This window comes from Deltaproteobacteria bacterium, assembly GCA_030690165.1.
Taxonomy (GTDB): domain Bacteria; phylum Desulfobacterota; class GWC2-55-46; order UBA9637; family UBA9637; genus JACRNJ01.
This window is the reverse complement of record JAUYHF010000051.1, coordinates 1-18,464: the sequence shown is the minus strand read 5'-3', so window position 1 is coordinate 18,464 and position 18,464 is coordinate 1. Positions and strand designations below refer to the sequence as shown.

The 18,464-nt window shown below is 43.6% G+C and carries 18 protein-coding genes; 4 read left to right on the top strand and 14 right to left on the bottom strand.

Annotated elements, in window-relative coordinates; all coding sequences use genetic code 11:
- Position 1: 1 nt before the first annotated feature.
- The 4 genes from Q8P28_08510 to Q8P28_08495 are packed head-to-tail and all read right to left on the bottom strand — an operon-like array spanning position 2 to position 4,044.
- Positions 2-1,846, bottom strand: coding sequence for a diguanylate cyclase (locus Q8P28_08510; GenBank protein ID MDP2682829.1), 1,845 nt, complete (start codon positions 1,844-1,846; stop codon positions 2-4).
- Positions 1,847-1,888: 42 nt separating this feature from the next.
- The gene (locus tag Q8P28_08505; GenBank protein ID MDP2682828.1) at positions 1,889-2,203 is read right to left on the bottom strand and encodes a pyrimidine/purine nucleoside phosphorylase; all 315 of its coding nucleotides are present in this window, start codon (positions 2,201-2,203) and stop codon (positions 1,889-1,891) included.
- An 18-nt stretch (positions 2,204-2,221) separates the two neighbouring features.
- Positions 2,222-3,037: a diaminopimelate epimerase gene (gene dapF, locus Q8P28_08500; GenBank protein MDP2682827.1), complete on the bottom strand. Its 816-nt coding sequence runs from the start codon at positions 3,035-3,037 to the stop codon at positions 2,222-2,224.
- 2 nt (positions 3,038-3,039) lie between these two features.
- Positions 3,040-4,044, bottom strand: coding sequence for a biotin--[acetyl-CoA-carboxylase] ligase (locus tag Q8P28_08495; GenBank protein ID MDP2682826.1), 1,005 nt, complete (start codon positions 4,042-4,044; stop codon positions 3,040-3,042).
- A gap of 502 nt (positions 4,045-4,546) precedes the next feature.
- Between Q8P28_08495 and Q8P28_08490 the strand changes: the two genes are divergently transcribed.
- The 4 genes from Q8P28_08490 (at position 4,547) to Q8P28_08475 (ending at position 6,389) form a co-directional block, all read left to right on the top strand.
- On the top strand, positions 4,547-5,035 hold the full coding sequence (locus Q8P28_08490; GenBank protein MDP2682825.1) for a hypothetical protein: 489 nt from the start codon (positions 4,547-4,549) through the stop codon (positions 5,033-5,035).
- Positions 5,036-5,112: 77 nt separating this feature from the next.
- Positions 5,113-5,586, top strand: coding sequence for a hypothetical protein (locus Q8P28_08485; GenBank protein MDP2682824.1), 474 nt, complete (start codon positions 5,113-5,115; stop codon positions 5,584-5,586).
- A 289-nt stretch (positions 5,587-5,875) separates the two neighbouring features.
- A complete protein-coding gene (locus Q8P28_08480; protein ID MDP2682823.1) occupies positions 5,876-6,163 on the top strand; it encodes a hypothetical protein in 288 nt (95 codons plus the stop codon).
- Positions 6,156-6,389, top strand: a complete 234-nt coding sequence (locus Q8P28_08475) for a DUF2283 domain-containing protein (protein ID MDP2682822.1) — start codon at positions 6,156-6,158, stop codon at positions 6,387-6,389. Before Q8P28_08480 ends, Q8P28_08475 begins: the two co-directional genes overlap by 8 nt.
- Positions 6,390-6,429: 40 nt before the next feature.
- Here the strand turns inward: Q8P28_08475 and nadC are convergent, their stop codons facing one another.
- From nadC to Q8P28_08425, 10 genes are read right to left on the bottom strand one after another with little or no spacing between them, the layout of a single operon-like run.
- Positions 6,430-7,281: a carboxylating nicotinate-nucleotide diphosphorylase gene (gene nadC / locus Q8P28_08470; protein ID MDP2682821.1), complete on the bottom strand. Its 852-nt coding sequence runs from the start codon at positions 7,279-7,281 to the stop codon at positions 6,430-6,432.
- 36 nt (positions 7,282-7,317) lie between these two features.
- The gene (gene mutS / locus Q8P28_08465) at positions 7,318-9,960 is read right to left on the bottom strand and encodes a DNA mismatch repair protein MutS (GenBank protein ID MDP2682820.1); all 2,643 of its coding nucleotides are present in this window, start codon (positions 9,958-9,960) and stop codon (positions 7,318-7,320) included.
- Entirely contained in the window at positions 9,941-11,314 is a 1,374-nt protein-coding gene (locus tag Q8P28_08460; GenBank protein ID MDP2682819.1) for a glucose-6-phosphate isomerase, read from the bottom strand. The genes mutS and Q8P28_08460 overlap by 20 nt, the downstream gene beginning before the upstream one ends.
- A gap of 13 nt (positions 11,315-11,327) precedes the next feature.
- Positions 11,328-13,868 carry an EAL domain-containing protein gene (locus Q8P28_08455; protein MDP2682818.1) on the bottom strand — a complete coding sequence of 847 codons (2,541 nt, stop codon included), beginning with the start codon at positions 13,866-13,868 and terminating at the stop codon, positions 11,328-11,330.
- 19 nt (positions 13,869-13,887) lie between these two features.
- Positions 13,888-14,532, bottom strand: a complete 645-nt coding sequence (locus Q8P28_08450) for an endonuclease III domain-containing protein (protein ID MDP2682817.1) — start codon at positions 14,530-14,532, stop codon at positions 13,888-13,890.
- A gap of 37 nt (positions 14,533-14,569) precedes the next feature.
- On the bottom strand, positions 14,570-15,283 hold the full coding sequence (locus Q8P28_08445) for a pseudouridine synthase (protein MDP2682816.1): 714 nt from the start codon (positions 15,281-15,283) through the stop codon (positions 14,570-14,572).
- A complete protein-coding gene (scpB, locus tag Q8P28_08440; GenBank protein ID MDP2682815.1) occupies positions 15,174-15,836 on the bottom strand; it encodes an SMC-Scp complex subunit ScpB in 663 nt (220 codons plus the stop codon). The genes Q8P28_08445 and scpB overlap by 110 nt, the downstream gene beginning before the upstream one ends.
- A 4-nt stretch (positions 15,837-15,840) precedes the next feature.
- Positions 15,841-16,602: a segregation/condensation protein A gene (locus Q8P28_08435; protein ID MDP2682814.1), complete on the bottom strand. Its 762-nt coding sequence runs from the start codon at positions 16,600-16,602 to the stop codon at positions 15,841-15,843.
- Entirely contained in the window at positions 16,595-17,581 is a 987-nt protein-coding gene (gene trpS, locus Q8P28_08430) for a tryptophan--tRNA ligase (GenBank protein MDP2682813.1), read from the bottom strand. The genes Q8P28_08435 and trpS overlap by 8 nt, the downstream gene beginning before the upstream one ends.
- A complete protein-coding gene (locus tag Q8P28_08425; protein MDP2682812.1) occupies positions 17,578-18,225 on the bottom strand; it encodes a site-2 protease family protein in 648 nt (215 codons plus the stop codon). The genes trpS and Q8P28_08425 overlap by 4 nt, the downstream gene beginning before the upstream one ends.
- Positions 18,226-18,464 lie beyond the last annotated feature (239 nt).

The following is an 18,464-nucleotide window of genomic DNA, read 5'->3' as shown; positions in this document are numbered from 1 at the left end:
ATTATCCTTGCTTAGCTATACTTGTTATCCTATCTGATACATCTTTAAACAGATATGCCATATTTCTCCCCTCCTTTTTTGCCAGATATAAAGCGTTGTCTGCTCTGGAGATAAGGAGTCTTTGAGCGCCGTCATCTACACCTGTGTCGCCAGGAAATACGGCAATTCCCAGACTGCTCGTTATCTTTATGGAGGTACTGCCGATATTAAACTTGCTGTATTCCATTACCCTGCGGATCCTCTCCGCTGTCTCTAATGCCCCTTTGCCGTCTGTATTAACAAGGATAACGGCAAATTCCTCTCCTCCGTATCTTGCCGCCGCATCAATACCCCTTATGGATGACGTCAGTATCTTTGCTACCCCCTTTAATATTTTATCACCTGCCGGATGGCCGTATGTGTCATTAACCTTTTTAAAATGGTCTATATCAACAAGGAGAAGGGAAACCTTTTCATTGTATCGTTCCGCCCTTTCCAATTCCCTTGACAGCATTTCCTGAAAATGCCTGTGATTAAAAAGTCCGGTAAGGCCGTCTGTTGTAGCCATTTTTTCCATCTGCTGGTACATCATGGCATTCTGTATCTGGGTGGCGGTATGCGCGGCAATAACCTCAAATATCTTTGTTTCATAAGCTGAGAAAAAATTCTCTTTCTTGCTTGCTATAAAAAATACGCCGATGGTATCGTCTTTTACGCATAAGGGAAGGCATATGAGAGAGCGTATTGGCAGAGATATCCATGGAAATATCAGCGCATCTCTTTTATCTCCCTGAAAATCTGAGAAGAAGAGAGGCTTGCTGTTTTTAATGACCCATCCTATTATGCTCTCATATGGTTTAAATATTTTATTAACCATATCAGCGGCTCTGAAACCCTTTGCCGCGGCTACCTTTAATGTTTCAGGTTCTTCTTTCAGTGAGAAGACGGCCATATCATAGTCAACAATCTCTTTACTGAATGTAACTGCAATATCAAGTATTTCGTCAAGCTTAAGCGTAGAGGCAAACATTTTGCTCAATCTGTAAAATGCCATAAACTCTGACGCCTCTATTTTCATCTTGCTAAGTTTTGTAACATTTTCCATAAACTCCGAGATACTGTTGCCGGCAAAGGTTAAAAGCCTTTCTGCATCAGGGTTGAAGGCATCTTTTCCCCGGCTATCTGCGCAGAGGATGGCCCTTAGTTCATCTTTTTTGTCAAATACAGGTACAGCCAAAAAAGATTCTATGCCCTTATCCCTGATGTAGTAGTTTATGCCTTTTTTATCCCTGACATGGGCAATACGCAAAGGGACCTTATGTTCTGCTACCCAGCTTAAAAGGCTTCCATTACTCTCATTGGGAAGCTCGTAATGTATATCTTCATTTGCAGATGAATTAGCGATAAAGATAAGTCCTTTTCCACCAGCGTCAAACAATATACAATTGTGGCAGCCGAGTATTTTTTTCAGCATTGCCAATTGTGCTGATATTGAATTAGTTATCTCATATGCAGAACCAAAATAGACCTTCTCTTTTTCACTCCACGCCATACCCCTGTTCCCCTCCGTGAGTTGGAGGGAGAGGGAGGCTGCAGGGGTGTCGGCATCATGATTGGAATCTGAAAGCTTGCCAAGGCTGGCGCTTTTTTCAATAGATAAAAGCCGCCCTTCCACCCTTTTTCTCATTGCCATCTCTTCGGTAATGATGTAGTAAAGATAGATGATGACAAGCGACAGTGAAAGCACGGTTGCAATGGAAAGCGCAGACAAGGTATCAACAAAAAAGGCTCTCAAAATAATCGTGGATATGAGTAGAAATAAAATAAGGAAGGGTATGCCCAATTTCAGATAATTATTTTTTGGCATGGTTTTGTCGCATATTTTGGACAGGCGCAGCCTGCCACATCGCTAATCAACAAACGAGCAGCAATAATCCGACAGGCTTTTAACTCTCATCTTAAACTTTGAATTGGCGGAGACATCGAAGGATTCGCCGCTTTTTATCTTTTTCCACTTTAATTGTCCGGGAAGCAGGACATCCAAATCTCCCGTCATTATCTCCATAATCTCGGCCTTGCCGGTATTGAACTCATACTCGCCGGGCTGCATGATTCCAAGCGTCTTTTTAGCGCCGTTGCCAAAGATAACGGTGCGGCTTGTCACCTTTCCGTCAAAATAGACATTGGCCTTTTTTACTACAGTTACATCTTTGAATTCGGACATGGAAAATCTCCTTTCAGACTAAACTTCCGCCACCCCTTCAAATACCTCTGTTGCAGGGCCAGTCATATATACATGATTGTCTTTCAAAGACCATTCAATCTTAAGGTCTCCGCCTGCAAGATGAACAACAACCTTTCTTTCAGCAAGGCCGTTCAGATTGGCAGCCACAAGGGCTGCGCATGCGCCTGTGCCGCACGCAAGGGTCTCGCCGCTTCCCCTTTCCCAGACCCGCATAGCAATCTCTTTTTTATTTACAATCTCTACAAACTCCACATTTATCCTTTTGGGAAAGAGCGGATGATTTTCTATTGCCGGGCCGTATTTGGCAACAGGAAAATTATCAACATCATCTGTAAATATAACGCAGTGCGGGTTGCCCATGGAGACGCAGGTTATTTTGAACCCCATGCCTTCTATATTTAATGAATATTTTATTATTCTGCCGCTTAAGTTTACCGGTATATCTTTGCCTTCAAATATCGGCTCTCCCATATCAACCTGTACAAGACTGCCGGCCTTTTTTGGTTTTATTATGCCTGCAAGGGTTTCTATCTCCAGAACTGCTTTTCTGGATAAGTTTCTGTCCCAGATATATTTCGCAAAACATCTGATGCCGTTGCCGCACATCTCCACCCTTCCGCCGTCTGCATTATAGATGTCCATCCTGAAGTCGGCTTTTTTTGAAGGCAGCAGAAAAAGCGCCTGGTCAAAGCCGATGCCAAACTGCCGGTGAGAAAGTTTTTTCATCAGCCTTGAAAGCCCTGCAATCTTTTTCTTGCGGCAGTCAATGACGATAAAATCATTTCCAATGCCGTGCATCTTTGTAAAATTGATTTTCATGCTGATACATCCCCTGACAGTATTCTCGCAACCTTTCCATCTTTTCCCCTCAACAGCAGCGCCCCGTTGCCGTCAATGCCGATGGCGATGCCTTCAATCACCCTGTCCATCTGTTGAACCTTCACCATTTTATCTCTCATATTAAAATAGTCTGTCCATGCCTTGCGGACAGGCTCAAAACCATTTTTGAGATATTCTTTATACCATCTTTCCATATTCATATAAAGTGTTTGGATAAAATCTATCCTTGAAATGTCTCTTCCTGTTTCTTCTTTCAATGATGTTGCAATCTGTCTTAATTCTTCCGGGAACATCTTTTTCGTCATATTCACATTCACGCCTATACCGATAACAACAAAATTTATCCTGTCCATCTCAGAGTTCATCTCAGTTAAGATGCCTGCAACCTTTTTTGAATTTATAAGGATGTCATTGGGCCATTTAACTGTGGGTTCAGGTTTGTAACCTGAACCGGTGTTTAAAAATTTTGAAACAGTCTCTGCCGCTGCAACTGCGGAAACCAGTGTAAGCTGGGGGGCAAATACAGGCAGTATGTTCGGACGCAGGATGATGGATGTATAGATATTTACGCCGGCAGGCGATTCCCATCTCCTCCCCAGCCTTCCTTTGCCTTTTTTCTGACAATCGGCTGCTATAACCGCGCCTTCCTCTACGCCCTTTGCAGCAAACTCTTTGGCAGTATCATTGGTTGAGCCTGTCTCTTTATAAAAAGAAAGAGCCCTCCCGATAAAAGATGTTTTAAGATTTGAGGAGATTTCAATTTTATTGAAAGGCAGATTCTCTATATTTAATCTGTATCCCTTGGCAGGACTTGCCTCTATATCATAGCCCATCTCCTTGATTGCATTTATATGCTTCCAGATTGCAGTCCTTGACAGGCCGAAGGTTTTACTCAAGGCCTGGCCAGAGAGATAAGAAAAGGTTTTCTTTTTAAGCAGCCTGAGGATTGATTGTTCTGTGGATATTGTGTTGACTTTCATTGATTATCCAGCGGATTCCTTACGCCAAGGATATTTTTTTAGTTGCAAATCCATTTTCGTTCTTCTTTGTTCTGGAAAGAAAATATCCGTATAGCCGGAGCACCCTGTCCAACCTGCTGAACCTGATAGTCTTCGTGGCTTTTAGATAAATATTTTAGAAATTGAGATTTTTGCTCATTTGTAATTGGTTGAGATAATGGAATATCAAGGTAGCGATAACCTTCTGTAACCCACTTCAAATAAAACGGAAGATATTTCTCGTTTACCTTACCTTTTGATGACAAAAATCGTTTAAAAGACTCTAACATAACCAATATGCGATACTATATTTCAGCAATATAATAATTGATACAAAATCATTATATTGCATCTCCTCTCCATTTTCAACGGTTTTATAATTTTTTTTCTTGACTATCTCCCCTTCAATTTCTATAATCCAGCATAATGTTGAATAAACTTAAAAAGCAATGTTATGCCGTCTGAGTGGAGGTAAGGAGAGAGGATGACATTCAGACTTCCGCCCCAGGCACTTGACCGCGATCTCGTTCTCGACTTCTTCTGGAAGTTCTCCGTCTTCGAGTGCGCACTCAAGCGAGAGGGATTCCTGAGGGCCGGCCGAAACAACGCAGCAGAACCCGACTGGGATCGCTTCGGGCGCGAAGTCCAAGGGCGGTTCGCACAGGTTTCGGCTCCTGGCTTCAAGGAAGCGGTGGACGAACTCAGGCGTCTTTCTCCGCGGCGCCAGGTGGTGCGCGATGGCCAGCTTGGCTGGGATCCGGTCGCGCGGCAGGAGGGCGAGTCAGACGAGGCGTTCACGCTCCGCCTACTGAAGACCTCGAGGAACAACCTATTCCATGGTGGCAAGTACCCCGATGGTCCGATCGGTGAGATCGCGCGCGACCGCAACATCCTACGCGCAGCCCTCACGACCCTTGATGGCTGCTACGAAATCCATGCTGGCGTGAGGCGGTGGATCGATGAGGCGGCATAACAACCGGTTGCAGCGGACGGCGCTGCGCGCCGCCGCTGAACCGGAGCGTTCGCCTGAGAAAGAAAGGAGGATGCAGAATGGAAAAACGGAAGGACTCAACGAGGATTAAGGGCTTATTCTTATTGGTTTTTGCTTTGTTCTTTATCTTTGGATGCGCGACAACCGCGAATTACCAGAAAATTCTCCAATCCTGGGTTGGCTCCCATGCCGACAATCTTGTGGCATCATGGGGGCCGCCGCAATCGTCCCACCAACTCTCAAATGGTGGTTGGGTTCTTGAGTACTATAACCAGCGGACTTTGCAAATGGGAGGGTACACCTATACAGAGCCGCAGACAACATACCATTCCGGAACCGCCAGCGCATACAGTCCATACGGTGGCAGTGCCTACGGCAGCTATTCTGGAACTTCAACAACCTATGTGCAGAAACAGACGCCGGTCTATAATATTCCTCTGTCATGCCGCACTACATTTACAACCGATAGCCGAGGTATCATTACAAATTGGCGCTGGCAAGGGAATAACTGTGTTGCTCTGCCCCCCAAGTGAGGCTTGTGGCGAACAACCGCATCAACTCGGACTGGCAAATCCGCTGCGCTTCTTTGCCAGCCGGTTATGCGGAGCGTTATGGGTAAAAATAATTATAGTAATTACAATAATTCAAATTCTTTGTTAAAAGAAATAAAGGGGACGGTTCTATTTAAATTGGTAAATTAGCACATGAACACATGAATATAAGAACGCCTAACAAATCACTCCAGCGGACGGCTTACAGCCGCCGCTGAGCGCCAGGGCGTTATACGGTATAATAAAAATATACTAAAGAATTGGAGGGGATGTGGAAGCCCCTGAAGAATTTTCAATTGAATGGACCAATTATATGAAGTATAGAGTAAAATCAAGAGGGTTTGAACTTTCAAAGATTGAAAATGTATTACGGCATTCTGGAGAGAGGTGCTTTGATACCACAACTCACCGTTTAATTGCGATAGGCAAACATGATGACAGACTGATCATGATCCCATATGAGAAGCATGGAAACAAAATAATGCCAGTCACAATTCATGCAACTACACGCCAACAAATTAATTTCAGACTTAAAACTGGGAGGTTTAAATATGGATAAAACAAAAATGACATATTTTAAAAATGAAGATATTTTGCACATAGTTATCTCTGAAGGGAAAGAAGCAGATAGCATTGAGTTGAGTCCGAATATTACGGCAGAATTAAATGAAAGCGGTGAATTAATCGGTATAGAGATATTAGAGGCAAGTTCTTTTCTTCGTGATTCTATATTAGAAACAACACAGGCAAGAATATTAAAATTAAAAACCTCGTATAACACTTAAATCCAGCGGACGGCATGAATCGCCGCCGCTGATTGTTGCGTTATCTTACCACCTCCATGCTTATATCCACTGCCCGTGCAGAATGTGTCAATGCGCCGACTGAAATAAAATCAACCCCTGTTTCTGCTACGGCCCTGACATTTTTCAGATTAACCCCGCCCGATGCCTCAACCAATGCTGTTTTCCCAATAATTTTTACAGCCTGCCTCATAGCAGCAGGTTTCATATTATCAAGCATTATTACATCAGCGCCGGCAAGCAATGCCTCTTTTACCTCGCTTAGATTTTTTGTCTCAACCTCTATCAGCATATTCTTCGGGGCACTATCCCTTGCCCTCCGCACAGCCTCAGCTACACTGCCCACTGCCGCGATATGATTATCCTTTATCAAAACCCCGTCGCAAAGGCCAAATCTGTGACTCCACCCGCCGCCCATCCTAACGGCATATTTTTCAAGGATCCTTAAACCCGGTGTGGTCTTTCTTGTATCAAGGATTTTGATATTAAACCCTTTTATCTTATCCGTAAACAGGCGGGTCAGTGTTGCGATTCCGGAAAGCCTTTGTAAAAAATTGAGGGCAACCCTTTCACCTGCGAGCAATGTTGACAGTTTCCCGGAGACTTTGGCAATAACCTTGCCCTTCCTGACAGTACCCCCATCCGTTACAAATGGTTTAAACTCTATCTTTTTGTCAATCGTCTTAAATACAGCCTCTGCAATCAGAATGCCTGCAACAACAAGATTTTCTTTTGCAATTATCTCTACAGCGCCCTCATCATTTTTATCCGCTATTGCCATTGTTGTAACATCGCCTGAACCAATGTCCTCGGCAAGGGCAGTTTCTATAATATCCTGAATTTTGTAACTCGTGCCGGCAATTATATTTTTCACTCTTAACCTCCCTAATGTATAGTATTTCCTACAACATTACTCTCCTGCCATTTCCTTTAATTGGCTTAATTTTACCAGCGCCTCCAGCGGCGTGAGGGTGTTTGTATCTATCTTGCGCAGCTCTTCTTTTACCGGATACTTTTCTCCCAAGAGGTTCATCTGTCCGATTTGCGGCTCCGTATTCTTTGATGAGGCCAGTCGGGGCATGCCTAGTTCATTCAATTCCCCCTTTTCAAGATTGCGCAGGATTTCCTTTGCCCTTTGTATTACAGGCTCAGGCATGCCTGCAAGCCTTGCCACCTGAATGCCATAGCTCCTGCTGCTCCCGCCGGGAATAACCTTTCTCAGGAATATAACCTTGTCATTCCATTCTTTAACTGCCATATTATAATTCCTGACCCTCTCCTTTGTTAAGGAAAGCTCTGTGAGTTCATGGTAATGGGTTGCAAAGAGCGTCTTTGCCATTACAGCCGGCTGGTCATGGATATATTCCGCAACAGCCCATGCTATGCTCAAACCGTCATAAGTGGAGGTGCCTCTGCCAATCTCGTCAAGTATTATAAGGCTTTTTTCAGTGGCATTGTTAAGAATGTTAGAGGTCTCATTCATCTCCACCATAAATGTGGAATGCCCTCTTGTAATATCATCTGATGCGCCTATCCTTGTAAAGACCCTGTCAACAGCGCCTATAAGGGCCTCGCTTGCCGGCACAAAACAGCCCATCTGGGCCATAATAACAATAAGGGCAACCTGCCTTATATATGTGGATTTGCCTGCCATATTCGGGCCTGTAAGTATTATTATCTGATTGTCTGTTTTATCCAGCATTGTGTCATTTGAAACAAATCTCTCTTCTTTATTTGCCTCTATAACAGGATGCCTTCCTTCCACAATATTTATAACGTCCCCGTCATTTATCTTTGGTCTTGCGTAACCCATCTCATCTGCAAGCTGGGCAAAGGCGCAGAAGACATCAAGCCCTGCCAAAAGATTTGCGGTCTCCTGAATCCTGTCCCTGTAAAGAGAAACCCTTTCCCTTATCTCATTAAAAAGCCTTTGCTCAAGTTCTGTTATCCTCTCCTCTGCGCCCAAAACCTTTGCCTCATAATCCTTTAACTCAGGTGTTATAAATCTCTCGGCATTTATAAGTGTCTGCTTTCTTATATAATCAGGAGGCGCCTGTGAAAGGTTTGTTTTTGTAATCTCTATATAATAGCCGAATACTTTATTATATCTAACCTTCAGGGAATTTATGCCAGACCTTTTCTTCTCCCCTGCCTCAAATCTTGTAATCCAGTTCCTGCCGTCCCGCATTACGTTTCTTAATTCATCCAATTCGGCATTAAACCCGTCTCTTATAAACCCCCCTTCCCTTGCTGCAACCGGAGGCAGGTCAACAATGCCTGCCTCTATCAGGAGAGAGGCCTCTTTTACATCATCCAGGCCATGATATATTCCTTTAAGAAGCGCTGAATTAAAAGGCTTCAGGAGGTTTTTTATCTTTGGTATGGTCAGGAGTGAATCTTTAAGGCTCACCAAATCCCTGGGGTTTGCCGTATTAAGGGCAACCCGGACAGCGAGTCTTTCCATATCATAAACCCTTACCAGACAGGTTTGAACCTCCGCCCTGATAAGTTTTTCTCCGGACAATTCTTCAACTGCGTCAAGTCTTCTATTTATCTCTGAAACATCCTTTAAAGGATATTCCAGCCAACGCTTAAGCCTTCTGCCGCCCATGGCGGTCTTGGTTTTATCAAGAAGACCGAGAAGCGTCCCTTTTTTAGCGCCGTGTCTTATTGTCTCTGTAAGCTCAAGATTTTTCTTTGTCATGGAGTCAATCACCATATACTGATGGGGGTGGTAGACGGACAGCCGGTTTATGTGAGGCAGCTCCCCTTTTTGCGTTTCCTTCACATATTTAAGAACAATCCACACAGCCTTTACGCCCTCATTCAATGAATCGCATCCAAGTCCATCGAGCGACAAAACCTGGAAATGCCCTGTAAGGCCGTGAACTGCGTCATCATACCTGAAATTATAGCCGCGGAGAGACGTAACCCTCGTATTAGATAAGATCTTCGAAATCTCTGAAAAATTATTACTATTAGCCAATTCTTCTGTGATAAGCAGCTCTTTTGGTTCTATGCGCTTAATCTCATCCATGAGCGCGGTTTTTTCAGAAAATTCTGTTACCTTAAATTCTCCGGTTGTCACATCCATATAAGAAAGCCCGCCTGTATTTCCATTCCATGTTACTGATGCTATGAAATTATTGGTTTTTGCATCTAAAAGTTCCTCTTCCAATACAACCCCTGGCGTTATAACCTTTGTTACCTCTCTTTTTATAATGCCCTTTGCCTCTTTTGGATCCTCCATCTGCTCGCACACAGCTACTTTGTGCCCTTCTTTGACAAGTTTTGCTATATAACTATTTGCTGCGTGATACGGGATGCCGCACATGGGAATTGCGTTTTCCCTGTTTCTGTCTCTTGTTGTAAGGGCGATATTTAAAATACGCGATGCAAGTTTTGCGTCTTCAAAGAACATCTCATAAAAGTCGCCCATCCTGAAAAAAAGGATGGCGTCCCTGCAGGTTTCCTTAATCTCCATATACTGCCTCATGGCAGGGGTAAGGGAGTTCTGAGTTGGGAGTTCGGAGTCAGGAGTTGGAATTAACATATTGCTTGTCCCTGCGTTTGAATTGGTCTTTAATCTCTGCTGTCATTTTCTCATACCCTTTCTTCCCCATTATCCCGTATGTCAGGTTTTTTCCCTCTTCAACGCCAGGCTGGTCAAAGGGATTGACCTCAAAAAGGCCTCCTGCAAATGCTGTCTGAACTTCAAAAAAGAAGAGAAGCTGGCCGATTGTAAACGGGGTTATTTCAGGAAGGGCGATGGTATAGTTCATTCTGCCTGTTTTGGTCAGGGCTATTTTGGTTGCCAGTTGCTCAGCCTTGAATAATTCATCCATTGTATGGCCTCCGAGATAGCCAACTCCATCCACATCCTTATATATCTCCGGTATCGGTATTTTATTATCAAATCTCTTGACCTCTATAAATGTGATAATTTTGTCGTAAGGCCCCTCTGTATAAAGCTGAAGCTGGCTGTGCTGGTCTGTTGTGCCGATGGCCTTAATCGGCGTAGTCCCGGCATTTACAACCGCGCTCTTTAAATTCACCCTTTTGCCAAGGCTCTCTGCCCAGAGCTGTATATACCACTCGGCAAAATCTCTGAGCGCATTGGAGTATGGCATAATCACAGATATATTTTTTCCTTTTTGATATGCAAGATATTGAAGTATTGCAGACATATACGCCGGATTTTTCCATATATCAGATGCGCCAACCGTCTCATCCATTTGTCTGGCGCCTGCAAGGAGTTTTTTTATATCCACACCTGCCATTGCAGACGGGAAAAGGCCGACTGCTGAAAAAACAGAATATCTGCCGCCGACATTCGGAGGGACAGGAAGGCTTTTAAATCCCTCATCAGCCGCTATCTTCCTCAATGGTCCCTTTACAGGGTCTGTTGTTATAACAATATGATTTCTGTATTTTCTGCCGAGCCCTTTTTTAAGCAGGTCATTTATAACAAGGAACTGCGCAATGGTCTCTGCTGTCCCGCCGGATTTTGTAATGACATTAAATACTGTTTTTTTGAGATTGAGGGTTTTTAGAAGAGGGCTGAAGCTGTCAGGGTCTATATTATCGCAGAAGAAAACCCTGAGACCTTTTCTCTTATCTCTTGGCAGGAGGTTGTGATACGGATGGCACAGGGCGTTGAACACAGCCCTTCCTCCCAGAGACGAGCCTCCTATGCCGAGAACCACAAGGTCGTCAAATCTATCCGTCAATTCTTTTGAAAGAAGCAGGACATCTTTAAAGAGTTTTTGGTCATAAGGGAGATTATAAAAACCAATATCAGTTTTTCTCCTGGCCTGAAGGTTTTTATGAATCTCGACTGCCCTGCCCTGCAAGGCATCAATATCCCTTAACTTAAGACCATGCTCACGGCCAATGTTATTTATCATACAATTATTGAAATCAAGAATCAGGCGCATGCCCCCTTTCTATCTTCTCCCATGGCGCAGGTTTGCCTATGGCATAACCCTGGGCATAATCCACGCCCAATCTTTTTAAAAACTTTATTATCTCCTCGTTTTCCACAAACTCGGCAGTGGTTTTAATTCCCATCCCTCTTGCAACATCTGATATGGCTTTAACAAAAAGCTGGTCACGGTATTCCTTATGCAGGTTTTTTATAAATGCCCCGTCTATCTTTACATAGTCAACATCCATCTCTCTCAGATATATAAAAGATGTAAAGCCAACGCCAAAATCATCCAGGGAGAAATGGCAGCCTATGGATTTCAGGTCTCTTATAAATTTGACAGCCTTATTTATGTCCCGCACCGCTGCAGTTTCTGTTATCTCAAAGATCAGATACTCCGGCTTTGCCTCTGTTTCAACTATCTTAGAGCGCAGAAAGGTCATAATTTCTTCATCTCCCAAATCCTTTCCGGAAAGGTTCATGGCGAAGGTCAGATGCCTTCCCTGCTGCCAGGTCTCTGCCTGAAGCCGCATTGTCTTCTCAATAATAATCCTGTCAATTGCCCCGATAAGCCCGAACCTTTCTGCTGTTTCTATAAATGCCGCTGGCAGAAGGATATTTCCATCCTCGCCCCGCATCCTGGCAAGGGCCTCATAATGGGATATTTTATTGTGTTTCAAATCAAGTATAGGCTGAAACCACGGTAAAAACCGGTCTTCTTCAATAGCCCTCTGGATGCGCCCCATCCACTCAAAGCCTGTATGCACTTTCTCAAGGTTATTGTCTTCAAGGCGATAGACATGGCATTTGCCCCTCCCGGTTTCTCTTGCATGGAACATGGCTGCATTCACCTTTGTAAAGAGTTCTTTTGTCGTGGTTCCATGTTTTGGGTAAAATACGATCCCTATGCTTGCGGTCAGATGAACAGGCATTGATATAAAATCATAAAGTTCTTTCATCCTTTCCTGTATTTGTAGAGCCGCATCCATTGCCTCTTTTTCGTCGTCATACGGCATAAAGACCGCAAACTCATCTCCGCCAAGACGGCCTACTATGCTCTTTCTCTCTGCTTTTTCTATATATTTGGCATCTATATCACGGAAGATATTCTCTAACAATCTGGCCACGCCTTTCAGGAATTCGTCTCCAATATTGTGTCCGTATGTTTCATTGACATATTTGAACTCATCTATGTTAATCAAAAGGAGCATGCAGGCCTGCTCCGGGGTTTTGGCATAAGACAGTTGTCCGGTTATAATATCTATAAACCGCAAGCGGTTGACAAGGCCTGTCAATTCATCATAATAGGCAAGGTATTGTACCCTTTCTTCATATTTTTTCTTTTCAGTAATATCCTCCTGAACTGAAAGGAATTGGGCAATCTCCCCCTTTTCATTTTTAATAGGGATGATTACAACATCTGCCCAGTAGTGTTGTCCGTTTTTCTTCCTGTTTCTAAACACCCCGTGCCAGGTCTTCTCTGCGGTAATTGTCCCCCATAAATCCGCATACTGCGCCTTTGTGGTTAATCCTGATGCGAGTATCCGCGAGTTCTGACCTATTACCTCATCTTGAGCATATCCTGTTACCTTTTCAAACATTGGATTCACATACTGAATATTTCCTTTATTGTCTGTAATAAATATAATATTTATGCTCTGCTCTATAGCCGCTGAAAGTATTTTGAGTTCCATGGCCCTGTCCCTGATCGCACCTGTCATTTTATTGAAAGTCTCGGAAAGAAACCCGACCTCATCGCTGGTATAAACAGGGATAGAGACGTTATAGTTTCCGCCGGCAATCTCCTTTGCAGTAGATGTCATTGTCTTTAGCGGCCTTATAATATTTCTTGCAACAAAGGTAAGCAATATGGAAATGCCGGCAATCGTAAAAAAGCCGTATGTTATCCAGTGCGCCATGTTGGACGAGATGGCCGCATACATATCTTCCATAGAGGTGGATACCATCAGGATACCTCTTGTCTGTTCCACTGCTGTATGGCATCTTTTACACGTATTTTTTGCCTCTATCGGCGCAAGGTATGTAAAAAGACGCTTTCCATTATATTCTTCAATATAAGAGATCCCATCTTTCTTGCCTTTATTAAAAAGCCTGACAGCCTCTTTGAACTCTATATTATCAATACCCTCGGCAATATTAACTTTTTTATCATTATGGTCTTTAACCCACTCGGGTTTTAGTTCTCCATATTCCTTTTCCACAGCCTTCAGGGTTTTAAAATCCTGAAATGCCTCTTCCACCCCGTTGTTCCTGATTATCTGCACCCTTTCAGCGCCCTTTATGGTCTTTATATTTTCCACAAGATGACGCGCTATATCTGCCCTTTCTTCCAGCATATCCTTGTATATGGCAATCAATACATGCTCTGCCGTTAACCTGCTGGTCCTTTCCATGTCGCTCAGAAGGCCCTTTTTCTCCTGTTCAATAACCATGTACAGGAGTCCGCCGAAACCAATGACCGTAATGGATATAACTACACCAAGTATTTTAGCCAGAATGCTATTTTTAAACATTCCAATCAACTCCTTCGTCTTACATCAATGGACACCTGCTGCAAAAGGGCTTCCTGTTTCTGCAAAACCCCTTTCCGATATTTACAAACAGCGCGTGATATTCATTGAACATATTTACATCATGCGGCAGGTTTTGCATGAAAAGCCTCTGGATTTCATCATAGCCTGCATCCTCTTTTATAATCATGTGGCGGGAGAGGATTCTTTTTGTATACGCATCCACCACAAATACCGGGTGGCTGCCTGCATACAGAAGTATTGAATCTGCTGTTTCAGGGCCGATGCCATTTACTGATAGAAGCCCGCGGCGGAGGGCGTCCGTCCTCTTCCTGAACATCCGGTCAAGCCTGCCGCCGTAATTATCAAAAAGATAATTCAGAAAATGCTTGAGCCTCTTTGCCTTTATATTGAAATAGCCTGCCGGTCTTATAAGTTTTGCAAGTTCCTTCTCGCTTAATCCGTGCATCTTCATGGGCTGTAAGACCCTTGCCACTTTTAGGTTATGTATTGCCTTCTCAACATTTGTCCACGCTGTATTCTGGGTGAGTATTGCGCCGACTATAATCTCAAACTGCGTATCTCCAGGCCACCAGCGCTGGGGGCCGAAGGCAGAGAAGAGTTTCCGGTAATTTTTTTTAAGGATATTGGATAGTCCCTTGTTCATAGCTTACAACAGATGGGTGCGCTTCGCTTCACCCATCCTACGAAACTGACACTATTTTCTTCAGCCTTTCAACCTCATCCATGGTAAGCGTCCTGAAATCTCCAGGCTTCAGGCTGCCTAATTTTATGCCGGCAAATTCTGTTCTCTGTAATTTCAGCACAGAATGGCCTATTGCAAAGCACATCCTTTTTACAAGCCTGTTTTTTCCTTCATAAACTGTAAGTTCTATCCATGAATTTGTCTTTGTTGACTTTATAAATTTAGCCTCAGCAGGCAGGGTCCTTCCGTCTTCAAGATAAATGCCTTTCTTAAGCTTTGCAATGTCCTTTTGGTCAGGGGCATCGCTGACCTTTACCAGATATTTTTTTGGGATATGATATTTTGGATGGATTAACTTATTGGCGAGTTCGCCGTCATTGGTAAAGAGCAGCGCCCCTTCTGCGTCATAGTCCAGCCTGCCGACAGGAAACATCCTTGTCTTTATCTTTTTCACAAGGTCAATTACTGTTGGCCTTCCCTGCGGGTCTGAAACCGTGCTTATATAACCCTTAGGCTTATTGAGCAGGATATAAACCTTTTCGCTCTTTTCCTGCGCATGAGAGAGTAGCCTTCCGTCAACAGTAATCCTGTCCTTTTCAGGGTCAGCCTTGGTCCCCAGTTCCGTCACCACCTGACGGTTGACCGTGACCAGCCCCTCCATGATCATCTCCTCTGCCTTGCGCCTGGACGCTATCCCTGCTCGCGCTATTATCTTCTGTAGTCTCTCCTGCAATCTCTTCCTCCTGCGCTGTAATAATCTCTTTTAATGTAGGCAGACATGCAAGGTCTTTTAAATCAAAGACCTCAAGAAATTCCTTTGTACTGCCATAGACCACCGGCCTGCCCGGTAATTCTTTTCTGCCAATAATCTTTATGAGGTTTCTATCCATAAGTGTTTTCAAAACACCGCCGGAATCAACACCCCGGAGTTCCTCTATCTCCATCCTTGTAATAGGCTGTTTATATGCAATCATTGCAAGTGTTTCCATGGATGCCTTGCTCAGTTTTTGAAAGCCTATCTTGAAAAGCCGCCTCAGCCACGGCGCAAACTCGGGCCGTGTCCTTAGCTGATACCCGCCCGCCACCTCTTCAATCAAAAATCCCCTGTCTGACTGCTGATAATCAACTATCAGTTCATTCAGCGCACTCCTCACCTCATCCCGCCTCTCACCCTCCAGAACATTCATCAGCTTTTCAAAACTGATGGAGTGGTCTGAGGCAAAGATTATGGTTTCTATTAGCGGTTTTAAGCTGTCTTTGTCCATGGTTTTACTCCTGACTCCCGACTTCTAACGCCTGTGTATCTATTGACTCCTGACCGTTGATTTCCGGCGCATAAAGCCTGATTACCCCATCCTGTTCAGACTGATATATCCTTATCATTTTCATCTTGGTCAATTCAAGCATTGCCAGAAATGTTGTAACTATAATTGCCCTGCTGCTTCCTGATGGGAAAATGGAAAAAAATGTTATGCTCTTTTCCTTGCCCAGAAGCTCCATGATAAAATTTATCCTGTCTGCAATTGTTATATGTTCTATTGTTACATCAAAGCTGATAGTTTTTGGCGCCTTTGCCAGAACATCTTTCAATGCCTCCAGCAAATCAAAAAGAGATAAGTTTACCAATCCACCTTCTTCCAAACCCTCAGTAGGCATCTGACCTTTGGTAAATGTATCTCTGCCAAGTATCCTCATCTGCTCCAATTGGACGGATGCCTCTTTATATTTCTGATACTCAAGAAGCCTCCGGACAAGTTTCTGTCTTGGGTCTCCGCCTGCTTCCTCTTCATCAGATTCTTCTTCTGAAAATGGCAGAAGCATCTTGGATTTTATGTGGATAAGGGTTGCTGCCATTAGCAGGAATTCCCCTGCAACCTCCAGATTGAGGGTCTTTATGATATCCATGTATTCCAGATACTGTTCTGTGATTTTAACAATAGGGATATCATAGATATCCACCTCATTTTTTTTTATGAGATGGAGGAGAAGGTCAAGCGGGCCTTCGAATATTTCAAGTTTGACTTTATACATGCAAAGCCTTCCTTACTCCGGCCATCGTTTCCTCTGCTATCCTTTTTGCCTTTACATTTCCTTTGGTCAAAACCTGATTCACAATATCCGGGTTTTTTACAAGCTCTGCCCGCTTTTCTTGAATAGGCGCAAGTTCTTTTATAATGGAAGGGATGAGCGATTTTTTGCATTCTATGCAGCCGATGCCGGCAGTTTTGCATCCATCTTCCACCCACGCGATTGTTTCAGTGGTGGAATAAATCCTGTGCAGAAAATATACCGGGCATATCTCAGGATTGCCTTTGTCTGTGCGTCTCTGTCTTGCGGGGTCTGTCATCATTGGAAGAATCTTTTTTTCTATCACATCAGGAGGATCAGATAAAAATATGGCGTTATTATAACTCTTGCTCATCTTTCTGCCGTCGGTGCCAAGTAGTTTCGGCGTTTCAGTTAAAAGTGTCTGTGGTTCAGGAAATATCTTTCCATAGAGGAAATTGAACCTTCTGGTAATCTCTCTGGAAAGTTCAAGGTGCGGCGCCTGATCAATGCCGACTGGAACCATATCTGCCTTATAAATGATAATATCAGCAGTCTGTAAGACCGGATAGCCAAGGAAGCCATAGGTGTGCAAATCCTTGTCCTTAACCTCTTCAAGCTGTTCCTTGTATGTTGGATTTCTCTCAAGCCATGAAAGCGGAGTTATCATTGAGAGTAAAAGATGCAGCTCTGCATGTTCTTTAACAGCAGACTGAAGAAATATGGTTGATTTGTCGGGGTCTATGCCACACGACAGCCAGTCAATCACCATCTCTTTTATATTATCCTGAATATTAGAAGGATTATTGTATTCGGTTGTCAGCGCATGCCAGTCAGCGACAAAGAAAAGGCATTCGTGTTCTTTCTGAAGCCTGAGCCAGTTTTCAAGCACACCGTGAAAATGGCCAAGGTGGAGTTTTCCCGAAGGCCTCATCCCGCTTAAAACCCGTTTATGGGCCGTCAAAATATGCCTCCGAGAAGTAAACTTACTGTGAAGCCTATAATGGGGGAGAGAATCATACGGTCAATATTTGTCATAATGAAAAGGATAAGTATTATAAACCCATAAGGCTCAAGCTTTGCAAAAACCTCAGCCTGTTCTCTGGAGAGAAGCCCCATTAGAACCTTACTTCCATCAAGCGGCGGGATTGGGATAAAATTAAAAACAGCCAGTCCGACATTTATAATGACGCTCATATATATCATCATGCGTATAGGTTCCATAACAAAAGAGATGGATGCGTCAAACAGGATGCCTGATGCTATTAGAAGCCTTAAGATAGCAGCGCTTACTGCCGCGAGAAACAGATTTGTTACAGGGCCTGCAATGGCAACCCACATCATCCCCTTTAAAGGATCCCTGAAGTTTAAAGGATTCACCGGAACCGGTTTTGCCCATCCTATCATCCGTGTCAGGAAAAATACAAGGGTGCCAATCGGGTCAAGATGTTTAATAGGATTTAATGTAAGCCTCCCCAAAAGCCTTGCAGTAGGGTCTCCGAGTCTGTCTGCTATCCAGCCATGCGCAACCTCGTGAAACGTTACAGCTATAAGTATAGGCGCTGCAAGTATGGCTATCTCCTGGATTGTTGATGCTATAGATTCCATAAATTGGTGTTAAGGTTATCAGAAACCCTTGCATTGCGTCAACGAAAATCTAAAATCAATCTAAAAACAAATATGGATTTTACCGGTTAGTTTTAAATCCTGTTAGCTAAAATTTAAAAGTGCACTGCCTTAAGTTTTAAAAGTGCACTTTCTTTATATCTTCGGCCCTGACCTGTTGTTCCCCCACAAGTTTGTTTCGACACCAGAACCGGATTTTGGCCATATGATGTTTGAGGTCA